10 protein-coding genes are annotated in these 12,090 nt (G+C 68.9%); 4 read left to right on the top strand and 6 right to left on the bottom strand.

Annotated features, from left to right (window positions below):
• The first annotated feature begins 43 nt into the window (after nucleotides 1–43).
• From AC1RKE_RS06985 to AC1RKE_RS07000, 4 genes are all read left to right on the top strand, one after another.
• On the top strand, nucleotides 44–295 hold the full coding sequence (locus AC1RKE_RS06985; protein ID WP_348684840.1) for an exodeoxyribonuclease VII small subunit: 252 nt from the start codon (nucleotides 44–46) through the stop codon (nucleotides 293–295).
• A 79-nt stretch (nucleotides 296–374) separates the two neighbouring features.
• Nucleotides 375–1,250 carry a polyprenyl synthetase family protein gene (locus AC1RKE_RS06990; protein ID WP_152951165.1) on the top strand — a complete coding sequence of 292 codons (876 nt, stop codon included), beginning with the start codon at nucleotides 375–377 and terminating at the stop codon, nucleotides 1,248–1,250.
• 60 nt (nucleotides 1,251–1,310) lie between these two features.
• Nucleotides 1,311–3,221, top strand: coding sequence for a 1-deoxy-D-xylulose-5-phosphate synthase (gene dxs / locus AC1RKE_RS06995; protein WP_395941851.1), 1,911 nt, complete (start codon nucleotides 1,311–1,313; stop codon nucleotides 3,219–3,221).
• A gap of 11 nt (nucleotides 3,222–3,232) precedes the next feature.
• A complete protein-coding gene (locus AC1RKE_RS07000) occupies nucleotides 3,233–4,477 on the top strand; it encodes an MFS transporter (protein ID WP_395941852.1) in 1,245 nt (414 codons plus the stop codon).
• Here the strand turns inward: AC1RKE_RS07000 and AC1RKE_RS07005 are convergent.
• From AC1RKE_RS07005 to AC1RKE_RS07030, 6 genes are all read right to left on the bottom strand, one after another.
• Entirely contained in the window at nucleotides 4,461–6,155 is a 1,695-nt protein-coding gene (locus tag AC1RKE_RS07005; RefSeq protein ID WP_348683970.1) for an alkaline phosphatase D family protein, read from the bottom strand. The two genes, AC1RKE_RS07000 and AC1RKE_RS07005, sit on opposite strands and share 17 nt — an antisense overlap.
• 10 nt (nucleotides 6,156–6,165) lie before the next feature.
• Nucleotides 6,166–8,679 carry a TonB-dependent receptor gene (locus tag AC1RKE_RS07010; protein ID WP_348683971.1) on the bottom strand — a complete coding sequence of 838 codons (2,514 nt, stop codon included), beginning with the start codon at nucleotides 8,677–8,679 and terminating at the stop codon, nucleotides 6,166–6,168.
• A gap of 135 nt (nucleotides 8,680–8,814) precedes the next feature.
• Nucleotides 8,815–9,255, bottom strand: a complete 441-nt coding sequence (locus AC1RKE_RS07015; RefSeq protein WP_287396443.1) for a hypothetical protein — start codon at nucleotides 9,253–9,255, stop codon at nucleotides 8,815–8,817.
• Nucleotides 9,256–9,324: 69 nt separating this feature from the next.
• Entirely contained in the window at nucleotides 9,325–9,744 is a 420-nt protein-coding gene (locus tag AC1RKE_RS07020) for a DUF6491 family protein (protein WP_395941853.1), read from the bottom strand.
• A 67-nt stretch (nucleotides 9,745–9,811) separates the two neighbouring features.
• Complete coding sequence (mnmC2, locus tag AC1RKE_RS07025; protein ID WP_348683976.1) at nucleotides 9,812–11,572, bottom strand: tRNA (5-methylaminomethyl-2-thiouridine)(34)-methyltransferase MnmC2; 1,761 nt, start codon at nucleotides 11,570–11,572, stop codon at nucleotides 9,812–9,814.
• Between the two features lie 77 nt (nucleotides 11,573–11,649).
• A complete protein-coding gene (locus tag AC1RKE_RS07030; protein ID WP_054766475.1) occupies nucleotides 11,650–11,964 on the bottom strand; it encodes a hypothetical protein in 315 nt (104 codons plus the stop codon).
• Between the last annotated feature and the right edge of the window lie 126 nt (nucleotides 11,965–12,090).

The following is a 12,090-nucleotide window of genomic DNA, read 5'->3' on the forward strand; positions in this document are numbered from 1 at the left end:
TAACCGTTGATGCGGGGCGACCGGGTCTTTAGGGTCGCGCGCCATGACCGACGCCGCACCCGCCATTCCCGCCGACCTCAGCTTCGAAGACGCGCTGCAGCGTCTGGAGACCATCGTCTCGCGCCTGGAATCCGGCCAGGCCCCGCTGGAGGAATCCATCGCCCTGTACGAAGAGGGCGCCCGGCTGAAGGCCCATTGCGAGGTGCGTCTGAAGGCGGCCCAGCTGCGGGTCGAAAAGATCGTGGTCGGGCCGGACGGCCAGGCCAAGGGCGTTGAGGCGGCGTCGTTCGAATGAAGCCGCATCGTCCTCTTGCGGCCAAGGGCGGTCGATCGTCTTGAACCGGGTCATCGCCGCCAATTCGCCCGAGCAGGCCGTGATCGACCGGGTCGCTGAGGTCGCCGATCTGGTGACGGTGGCGCTGGATGAGCTGTTGCCGCGCGCGGAAGGGCCGGAATCCCGCCTGACCGAGGCCATGCGCTATGCGGCCCTGGGACCGGGCAAACGGCTGCGGCCCTTTTTCGCCCTTGAGGCGGCGCGGCTGTTCGACATCGACGCGCGGTCGGTGCTGCGCGCCGCCTGCGCCCTGGAATGCGTCCATGCCTACAGCCTGGTCCACGACGACCTGCCCTGTATGGACGACGACGACATGCGGCGCGGCCGCCCGACCGTCCACCGCGCCTATGACGAGGCCACGGCGGTCCTGGCCGGCGACGCGCTTCAGACGGCGGCCTTCGACATCATTCTGCACGAGGACACCCACGACGATCCCGCCGTCCGCTGCGAACTGGCGGCCCGGCTGTCGCTGGCCTCGGGCGCGCGGGGCATGGCGGGCGGTCAGATGATCGACCTCCTGGGGGTTCGCGACGATCTGGGCGGGGTCGCCCGAATGCAGCGGCTCAAGACGGGCGCCCTGTTCGCCTACGCCTTCGAAATCCCGCTTATCATCGCCGAGGCCTCGGCCCAGCATCAGCACGCCCTGATCAGCTTCGCCCACGACGTCGGCCTGGCCTATCAGATCGTCGACGACATTCTGGACGCCGAGGGTTCGGCCGAGGAAATGGGCAAGGCCGCCGGCGGCAAGGACGCGGCCCTGGGCAAGACCAATTTCGTCACCCTGCTGGGGCTGGACGAGGCGCGACAGAGGGTCGCGCTGTTGTCCGATCAGGCCCGCGCCCATCTGGAGTCCTTTGGCGATGAGGCGGAAATCCTCAAGGCGAGCGTGGACTTTGTGCTAAGGCGCCGGTCCTGATACGAAACGTCGACCGCCCTCGCGGGTTGATTGATCAGACTTCCAAGGTTTTCCCGGCTGATGCCCGACACCCCGCTCCTCGACACCGTCAAGTTTCCCGCCGACATGCGGGGCTTCGACATCGCCCAGCTCAAGCAACTGGCGGAAGAAGTGCGGGCGGAAACCATCGACGCGGTTTCGGTCACGGGCGGCCACCTGGGCGCGGGCCTTGGGGTGGTCGAGCTGACCACGGCGCTTCACCATGTGTTCGAGACGCCAAAGGACATTCTGATCTGGGACGTCGGCCATCAGTGCTATCCGCACAAGATCCTGACCGGACGTCGCGACCGGATCCGCACCCTGCGCCAGGGCGGCGGCCTGTCCGGCTTCACCAAGCGCAGCGAGAGCGAATACGATCCCTTCGGCGCCGCCCACGCCTCGACCTCGATCAGCGCCGCCCTGGGCTTCGCCGCCGCGCGCGACCAGAAGGGCGAACAAAACAAGGTGGTCGCCGTCATCGGCGACGGCTCCATGTCGGCCGGCATGGCCTATGAGGCGATGAACAATGCGGCCGAGGCCACCAGCGGCCAGCTGATGGTCATACTGAACGACAACGACATGTCCATCGCCCCGCCGGTCGGGGGGATGAGCGCCTATTTGGCCGGTCTGGTGTCCGGCGGCGCCTATCAGAACGTTCGCCGCCTGGGCCGCTCCTTCGCCCAGCACCTGCCGCGCCCGTTCCGCAACGCCGCCAAGAAGGCCGAGGAATACGCCCGCGGCATGGTCACCGGCGGCACCTTCTTCGAGGAGCTGGGCTTCTACTACGTCGGCCCCATCGACGGCCACGACATGGAGAACTTGGTGCCGATCCTGAAGAAGGCGGCGGCCATCGAGGACCGGCCGGTTCTGGTTCATGTCGTGACGCAGAAGGGCAAGGGCTACGCCCCCGCCGAGAGCAGCGCCGACAAACTCCACGCGGTGGTCAAGTTCGACGTGGTCTCCGGCAAACAGACCAAGGCCGTCTCCAACGCCCCCAGCTACACCAAGGTGTTCGGGACCGAGCTGATCAAACACGCCAAGGCCGATCCGTCGATCGTCGCCATCACCGCCGCCATGCCCTCGGGCACCGGGCTGGACCTGTTCGGCCAAGCCTTCCCCGAGCGGACCTATGACGTCGGCATCGCCGAACAGCACGCCGTCACCTTCGCGGCCGGTCTGGCCGCCGACGGGATGAAGCCGGTCTGCGCCATCTATTCCACCTTCCTCCAGCGCGGCTATGACCAGGTCGTCCACGACGTGGCGATCCAGTCCCTGCCGGTGCGGTTCGCCATGGACCGGGCCGGTCTGGTCGGCGCCGACGGGGCGACCCACGCCGGATCGTTCGACATCGGCTTCATGGGCGCCTTGCCCGGCATGGTGCTGATGGCCGCCGCCGACGAGGCCGAACTGGCGGGCATGATCTCGACCAGCCTGGCCATCGACGACCGCCCCAGCGCCTTCCGCTATCCGCGCGGCGACGGCGTCGGGGTCGAGATCCCGGAACTGGCCGCTCCGTTCGAGATCGGCCGCGGCCGGATCGTGCGCGAGGGGACCGCCGTCGCCATCCTGTCCCTGGGCACCCGACTTCAGGAAGCGCTGAAGGCCACTGACCTGCTGGCGGCGCGCGGCGTGTCCGCCACCGTCGCCGACGCCCGTTTCGCCAAGCCGCTGGACGCCGATCTGATCCTGCGCCTGGCCCGCGAGCACGAGGCCCTGATCACGGTGGAGGAGGGGGCCATGGGCGGCTTCGGCGCCTTCGTCCTGCAACTTCTGGCGGAGAAGGGCGCTCTGGATCGCGGGCTGAAGATCCGCACCCTGAACCTGCCCGACGTCTTCCAGGACCAGGACACGCCGGCGGCGATGTACGCCCAGGCCGGGCTGAACGCCGACCATATCGCCGCCGCCGCCGTCCAGGCGCTGGGGCTTGCGGCGGCGCGGGCCGTTCGCGCCTGACGCCCGCGCCCGTGGCCGCCGGCATTCCAACCCGGCCGGCCGGGCCGGCCTTCCTCTTCGGCTACGCCGTCGCCTATATCGGCGGCTTCATCGGCGTGGCGCCCCTGCTTCAGGTGCTTGCGCCTCTCCACGCCGAGCTTATCGGCGGCGAGGCCAAAGGCCCCCTGCTCAGTCAGGCCCTGTTCTGGGGCTGTATGGCGGCCGGGGTCGGCAACATCATCGGCGGCGCCCTCAGCGACCGCACCCGGTCCAGACACGGGCGCAGACGGCCCTGGATCATCATCGGCGCGGTGCTGACGATCGCCAGCTACGCCGGCCTTCATCGCGCATCGACACCCGTCGGCTTCGTTCTGGCGCTCGTCGGGTTTCAACTGGCGTTCAACATCCTGCTGGCGCCGCTCCTGGCCCTCTTCGCTGATCGGGTGCCGGAAAACCGGCGCAGCGCCATGTCGGCCGTCATGGGCATGGGCTATCCTCTGGCCGCCATGATCGGGTCGGTGGTCATGGCCTGGGGACCGCAGGGCGAGGCGGCGCGGCTGGCGGTCCTGGCCGCCGTCGTCGCGGCGGCCACCGTGCCCTTCGCCCTGCTGGCGCGCGAAGACCCGCCGCCGTCGGCGCAGGTCCGCCCGGTGTTTTCGGGCTTCTCCCTGGCGAGCCTGCTCAGGCCCTTTGCAACCCGCGACTTCAGCCTGGCCTGGTCCTATCGTTTCCTGGTCGTCACCGGCTATTCGCTGGTGGCCTTTTATCTGCTCTTCTACATCGCCGACGCCATCGGCTTTGCTCGGCTGTTCCCCGGCCGGACGGCTGAGGCGGGTCATTCCCTTGTCACCGCCATCGCCGTGGTCGGGGTGGTCGCGGTCAGCGCCGTGGTCGCCGTCAACGGGTCGCGTGTGACGCGGCGAAAGCCCCTGGGGGTGACGGGGGCGGTCCTGCTGACGATCGCAGCGGCCGTCATGGCGGCGACCCCGGACTGGACCCTGGTCCTGATCGCCTTCGCCCTCTATGGCCTGGGCCAAGGCTGCTACGGCGCCGTCGATATCGCCTTGATGACCGACGTCCTTCCCTCGGCTCAGGATCGGGGCAAGGATCTGGGCCTGATCAACCTGGCCGTGACCCTGCCCCAGGCGATCGCCCCCTTGATCGCTCTGGTCCTGTTGGAGCGGCTGGATCTGGGCTTGCGCAGCCTGTTCGTGGCCGCCGCCCTGTGTTTCTTGGGAGCTGCCCTTGCGGTGGCGGCGATCAGGCGGGTGCGGTGACGTCTTCCAACGGCCCCAGGCCCGTCTCAGTCCGCGCCAGACGATAGCGTTTCAGCGTACGGTTCTCATACGGCTTGGCCAGGATGGTGGAGACGGTGCGCAGTTCGCCGACGGCCTGATCCCGCTCCAGGGTCAGCAGCACGAAACCCTTGGCCGACTGGTCGCAGAACTTGACCTCGGGATTGGCGGCTTGCAGCGCCAGACCCAGGGGCAGGCCGCCGACATGGTCGCCGGGCGAGGGGCTGGAAATGGCCGAGGTTCCGAACTCGACCGCCCGGCGCTCCCCTCCGTTGTCATACAGTTCATTGACCCAGAAGGCGTGGCTGTCGCCGGCCAGGACGATGGGCTCGACCCCCGCCTGTTTCATGGTCTCGTACAGACGCTCGCGTCCGGCCGGATAGCCGTCCCAGCTGTCCAGGTTGAACGGCAGGCCCAGTCTGAACAGCTGGATGGCGGTCTCGACCTGGGGGCGGACGTCGTCGGGCAGGCCGGAGACCATCTGGGCCAGCTGGGCGGGGGGCACCATCTGTTCAATGTTCGGCCCCTTGACCCGGGCCATAATGACCTGATTACCCAGGATCTGCCACGGCCGGCCGGCGGCCTTGGACTGGCGCATGGCCTCGCCCAGCCAGCGGCGCTGGGGCTCGCCCAGCAGATCGCGCGACGGGTCCTGGCGCTGGGCCTCGAAGGCGTCGAGGTCCGGCCGCCCGTCGGCGGTCTTGGGAATGTCGGCGAACTCCATCTGTTCGACGCGGGCCAGCAGCCGGGTCTCGACCATATGCAGGCTGGCCAGGTCGCCGAAGTGGAAGCTGCGGTTGATCGCCTCCTTCATGGTCCCGGGGCGGGCTTCGCGGATCGGCATCCATTCGAAATAGGCCCGTAGAGCCGCCGCCTTGCGCGCGGCGAAGTCGCCTTCGGTCGCGGGCTGATGGTTCTCGGCGCCTCGCATCCAGGTGTCGTTGGCGACCTCGTGGTCGTCCCAGACGCAGATGAAGGCGGCGCGGGCGTGGGCGGCCTGAAGGTCGGGATCGGTCTTGTACTGGGCGTGGCGCGTTCGATAGTCGGCCAGGCTGACGATCTCATGCGGCGGCAGGGGCGACCGGCCCAGCGGCGCACCGGTATTCATGCCGTAGTCGTTCGGAGCGGCGCCGTATTCATAGATGTAGTCGCCGAGGTGGACGACGGCGTCCAGTCGATCCAACTGGGAGATGGCCTCATAGGCGTTGAACAGGCCGCCCGGATACAGCTGGCACGACACCACGGCGAGGTTCACCTGGGGCGTGGCGCCCAGAGGAAGGGTGCGGACCCGACCGACGGGCGAGGTCACGCCGCGGGCGATGAACCGGTAGAAATACTCATGGCCGGGCTCCAGGCCGCGCCCATGCAGATCGTGTTTGACGGTGAAGTCGCGCTCGGCCCGGGCGGTCAGGTCGGCGGTGCGGCGCACCATGTCGGTGAATTCGGCGTCCTTGGCCACTTCCAGAACGACCGGGATATCCCCGGCCGACGGATCGGCCGGGGTGACGCGGGTCCAGAAGACGGCCGAATGATGATCGGGATCGCCGCTCGCCACGCCGTGCAGGAAGGCGACCTGACCGGCATGGGCGGCCTGGGCGACGGCGGGCGTCGCCGCCCCCGCGCCCAACAGACCTAGGAGGCTGCGGCGATCCAGTTTCATCGTTCGATCCTTACAGCTTCAGCTTGAACACCAGACCATAGGCCGCCGGATGACCGGCGATGAAGGTCGGCATGCCCAGGGCGTCGCCGGTGTTGCCGGCGTCCTTGATGTACTTCTCGTCCAGGACGTTTTCGCCGAAGGCTTCGAGGCCCCAGTTTCCGCCTTCCGGCGTATAGCGGACCCGAATGTTCAGCAGGCCATAGGCGTCCTGATATTCGTCCTGGATCAGGTCCGCGACGAAGTTCTGCGTTTGCAGGGCGGGGATGTCGTTGTCGTCGCTGAAGAAGACCTTGGACTGCCAGGTGTAGGTCGGCTGGACCTCGATCTCGCCGCCCGTCGTCGGCAGGCGCCAGGTCGCGCCGATCGAGGCGGCGTGGTCAGGCGACAGGCGGAACTGATTTCCGTCGTAGATGCCGTTCTCGAAGCGCGAGTGGTTGTAGGCATAGGTGGCGAACAGGTCCAAGGTCGAGGCCACGGCGAAGTTCGCCTGACCTTCGAAGCCGTAAGACTTGGCCTCGCCCGCGTTCGTCGTGATGAACTGCGTGCCTTGCTGAATCGTCGTTTGGAAGTTTTCGTAGTTGTACAGGAAGACCGCGCCGTCGACGCGCAGGCGGCCGTCCAGCAGGGCCGACTTGGCGCCGACCTCATAGCTGTCCACGGTTTCCGCATCGACCGGGGTGAAGCGCGCCGCGCCGCTGGGCGCGGACGGCCCCGAGGCGCTGATGACTTCCGGGCGACGACCGCGGGCGTAGTTGGCGTACAGATTGGTCTCGTCGGTCAGTTCATAGCGGGCCGTGAGGCGCCAGGTCAGGCCGTCGTCTTCCGAGTCGAAGTAGGAGAAGTCGCCGTTGTTGGTCGTCGGCTGGGCGGTCAAACCGAACAGCGGGAAGAGGCCGGCGGGCAGGGCGGCGAAGCTCGGATTGGCCAGGGCCGCCAGGAAGCTGGGAACTTGGGTGGCGGGAACGGCGCCGGTCTGAAGACCCAGAAGAGCGCCCAGGGCCGAACGGCGCTCCACCGAACTGGCGTAGCCGGTGGTCTTGTCGTCGCGGGTGTAACGCAGGCCTGCCGACATCTCGAACCGGTCGGTGAAGGCGTAGGTGACGTCGCCGAAGACGTCATAGGAGGTCAGCTCCGACCGGTTGGTCGAGGTCTCGATATGGGCCGGGTCAAGATTGGCGGCGATCGGCGTGGCCAGGGCGCCCGCGCCCAGGGGCGTCAACAGGGCGGCCAGGGCGCCGCGCGCCACGGTGGGATAGGCGGCGAGCGGCAGGGTGCGGTCGCTGACCGTCGTCGGCGAACCGTCCAGCAGACCGGCCAGCTGGGCCAGGGCCAGGCGTTCGTCGAACTGGGCCGGGGTGCGCTGATAGCCTTCTTCGTGGAACCAGCCGGCGCCGACAAAGCCGGTCAGGCGGCCGCCGTTGTCGAAGCCGAGGCGCAGATCCTGGCTCCATTGTTCGCCATGGGTCTCTTCCGCCGCCGTCAGGACGGGCAGGGAGACGCCGTCGGCGTCGAAGGTTTCGTAGTTGTCGAACTCGCGATAGGCGGTGGTCGAATTCAGGGTCCAGGCGGCGTTCAGATTGATCCGGGCCAGACCGGTCACGCCCCAGACTTCACGATCCAGCCCCAGGTCCTTGCCGCCGTCGAAGGCGCCGCCGCGCGTCAGGGCCGCGCCTTCCCAGGGCTCCTTGCCGCCCAGGACGGCGCCCGTGTTCGGGTCGGCCGGCGCATAGGCGATCGACTTGAACGAGGTGCCCGAGGCGTGGTCGTTCTGATAGTTGCCGATCACGTCGAAACGCAGGGCGTCCGACGGGGCCCAGGCGCCGGACAGGCGAACGGCCTTGGTTTCGATGCCGTTGAAGTCGTCGCCGCCCCGCAGGTTCTCGACCGAACCGCCGCGGGTCTTCAGCCGGGTCGCCAGGCGCAGGCCGGCCGTTTCGCCGACCGGCAGGTTCAGCGCGCCCTCGACCATGCGATAGTCTTCATTGCCCGCCTCGATATTGGCGTAGGCTTCGGTCTGGCCGGGCTCGGCGCGGTTCTGGACCAGGTTCACCGCCCCGATCAGGGCGCCGCGGCCGTACAGGGTCGATTGCGGGCCCTTGGCGACTTCGACGCGCGCCAGGTCGAACAGTTCGACATAGGAGCCGCGCGACTTGGAGATCGACACGCCGTCCTGGAACACCGAGACGCGGGGCTCGGCCGTGGCGGCGCCCGAGTCGGAGGTGATGCCGCGCATCACGAAGCCGGGGTTGTTCGGCGACTGGTTCTGCACCAGGAAGCCCGGCACGAAGGCCGACAGCTGTTCGAACTCCTGAATGCCCAGGTCCTCAAGAAACTGGCCGGAATAGGCGGTCAGGGCGAACGGAACCTCGATGGTCTTCTGTTCGCGCAGCTGGGCCGTGACGACGATCTCGTCCAGATCGGTCGGTCCGGCGTCTTGGCTTTGCGCCTGGGCCGCCTGGCCCATGGCCAGGACGCCGCTCAGGGCGGCCGCGGCCATCAGCCGCGTCTTCAGTTCGTTCGCCATCTTTATCCCCAACTTGGCTGAATGGCGCTCAGTAGCGGGGGGCGATGTCGTGTGGACGACGAAAGCGTGCCGTCTGCATGACGCTAGGCTTGAAAATCCGCGACAAATCCACCGTGTGCGGAGGCTTTCAGCCTATCAGCTGCCGCGGCCCGCGGCGATGAAGGCGGCGATTGTCGGCCAGGTGTCGCCCCTGGGCCGCATGCTGTCGCAGGCGAAGCTCTTCAAGGCGCCGTAGATGCCGCCGGCCGGAGACGGCTCCCACGGCGTCTCCTCGGAGTAGCGGTCGGTCTCCGCCCCGTCGGCCCCGATCGTCACATTCGTCGTCGTGCGCGACTGCCCGTCCGAACAGCGGATCGAGACCTCTTCGATCTCATGGCTTTGATCCGCCGCATCGCCCTGAGACGGCACACGGGCGAAGCGGGCGGCGACCACGCCGTCCACGGCGTTCAACTGGTCCAGATCGACCAGATAGGCGATCCGATCCGTCGCCGAAAAACGGCTCCAGCTTTCGGCCGCAGCGGATTGGGCCGTCAGAGTCAGGCCGGCGATCAGTGCGAATGTGGCGATTCCGCGCATCATATCCTCCCCAAGAAGAGGCGATTTGATACCCGTGATCGGCCAATTTCAAGCGGTCACGGCGTCGCGTCAGGGGCGGGCGCGATCCGGCAGGGCCTCGACCTCCGCCTCGGTCAGGGAACGGGTGATGAAGGCGCGGCAGGTGCGGTTGCCCGGCGTGGCGCTGGGGACCAGGATGTTGACCGGATCGCCGACGCAGACGTTTTCGGACACCCCGGCCGTGGGCGTGATGGCGATGGAGATAGCCGAATCCAGATCCCAGCAGCCGCCGCTGGTGTTGATCTCGAACACGTCGCCGCGGACCGAGCGCACATAGAGGTTCGCCGGCCGCTCGGCGCGGAAGTTTCGGACCTGATCGGTGCGGAAGCAGCGCGCCGCCTCGGCCCCGGCCTCGGCGAGGGTCTTCTGCGGGGCAGGGGCGGCGCACCCCGTCAAGGCGGCGCCGGTCAGCAGGCAGGCGAGGGCGGGAGCGATCGGCGTAAAGCGCATGGCGTATCCTTTCAGCTTGGCGCGATGATACACGATCTATCTCGTTAAGTCCGTCGGCAGGCGCGGTTCAGAAGCGATCCGGCGACACCCGTTCCGCCAGGCTTGCGGGGAGGGGCGAGGGCTGGCCGGCGATCAAGGCCGCGACATGTTCGCCCAGCAGGGGCGCGATGCAGAAGCCGCGCGATCCCAGACCTGACAGAATATGGAGGCCGTCGCTCCTCAGACCCGCGACGGGCAGGCGGTCGCGGGTGGTGGCGCGCACGGCGACGCGCCGCCCGCCCTCTTGCGACAGTCGCGCGGCCAGTTGCGGCAGGCGGGCCTTCAATGTCTCAAGATTTTGGCGGCTGTCCGCGTCGCGCGGGGTCAGGTCCACGTCTCCGCGCGTGTGGGTCGCGCCGTACAGCAGGCCGCCCACAGTGGGGGCGACATAGCCGCCCCAGGCCGCCCCTTCGACCGAGGCGCCGTCGCGCCAGTCCGCCTGACCGCGGACGGGCGACAGGCCGCCGGTCTCCAGCAGGGCCTCGACCCCCCAGCCGGCCGCCGCCACGACGGCGTCGGTCGTGACGATGATCCGACCCTGGGCGTCCAGCAGGTCCCAGCGGTCGCCCGCGCGCCGGATGCTCGCCACAGTCGCGGACAGGACGGGGGTCCCTTCCAGCCAGGCCTCCAGAATGGCGGCGGGGCGAACCACGCGGGCGTCGGCCATCATCAGACCGCCGTCGGCCTGGGCCTCGCCCAGACGGTGTTCGGCCGCAGCGGCGTCGATCACCGTCATGGCCCCCTCGCGCCACACGGGCTGGTCGGCGATCTTGGCGAAGCGGGCCCGGTCTCTCTCCGCCTGGGGCAGTTGCAGCACCCCTCGGCCCAGGACGGCGCCCGGCGTGGCGTCGTACAGATGTCGCGCCCGTTCCAGCGCCTGGGCGTAGAGGCCGGCGATGGCCGCGTCTCCCGCATCCAGGCGCGGCGTCGCCAGGCCGGCGGGGAAGCCCGAACCGCCTGCGCCCGGCCGATCGGCCTCGATCACCACCGCCGTCAGCCCCGCGGCCGCCAGGGCGCGCGCGACCGAGGCGCCGGCTATGCCCGCCCCGACGATCGCGACCTGGGGTCGGTGTTCGGCCTGTGGCAGCCCCGTCCGTCGCGCCTCCAGCCGTTCGCGCTTGCGCCCATGCCCCGGCCGCTTGTCGACGACGAAGCCCCGCTCGCTCAATCCCCGTCGCACGGCGCCGGCGACCGTGAAGGTGGCGAGACGGGCGTCGGGCGCGGATCGTTCTGCGATCCGGTCCAGGACCTGCGGCGACCACATGTCGGGGTTCAGGGCGGGAGAGAAGCCGTCCAGGAACCAGGCGTCGGCGGTCCCGCTCCATTGATCCAGCGCCCAGCCTACGTCGCCGACGGCGAGATCAAGCACGGCGTCAAACCCCGGCAGATCGACCCGGTGGAAGCCGGGCGTCGCCTCCGGCCAGGCCTCAAGCAGGGCCTCGGCCGGCTCGGCCAGTTCCGGCCAATTGCTCAGGGCGCGACGGGCTTCCTCGACGGTCAGGGGAAAACCCTCGACGGAAAAGACGTTCAGCCGTGCGCCCTCAGGCCGCGTCCGTCGCCACAGGTCCAGCACGGCGGCGATGTTCAACCCCGTTCCGAACCCCAGTTCCGCCACGGTGAAGCCCTGACGGCCCGCCCAGGCCTCCGGCAGATCGCATCCCTGGAGAAAGACCGCGCGGCTTTCCGCCAGACCGTCGTCGCGCGAGAAATAGACGTCGCCGAACCGGCCCGAGCGCGGCTCGCCCTCTTCGGTCCAGGTCAGTCGGGGGGAGGCGTCTTGGGAACTCATGGCGCGGCTGTACACCCGGACGGCCGCAACGAAAAAGGCCGCCCCGAACGGAGCGGCCTTTAGACGGGGTCTGGACCTTAGTGGCCGGCGTCATGACCGGCGTCGTGCGCCGGCTCGGCCGGCTTGGCCGCTTCCGAATGGGCGGCGTCGACGGGCGGAGTTTCGGTCGGCGTCGTGGCCGCGTTCGCGGCGTCGGCGTCCTGGGCCGCCTCATTGGCGGCGGCGGCGGCTGCGGCGGCGGCCTGGTCCGCAGTCAGGGCGGCGTCGGCGGCGGTTCCGGCGGCTTCGACCGCGTCGCTGGCGGCCTCCTCGGCCTTTTCCTCGGGGGCCTTGGAACAGGCGGCGATGGCGAGGGCGGCGGCCGAGGCGGCGATGAGGGCGGTGATGCGCATGACAATCCTCCAGAAGGCGGTTCGCAAGGTCTGAGGCCTTGCCCGAAACGATAGCGCCGCCGCAAAGGCCGGGGCAAGCGGCGATCGCGACGGCGCAGATCAGGACGAAAACACCCCGGCCTGGGG

Source organism: Brevundimonas sp. GW822-FHT03E11, assembly GCF_058801445.1.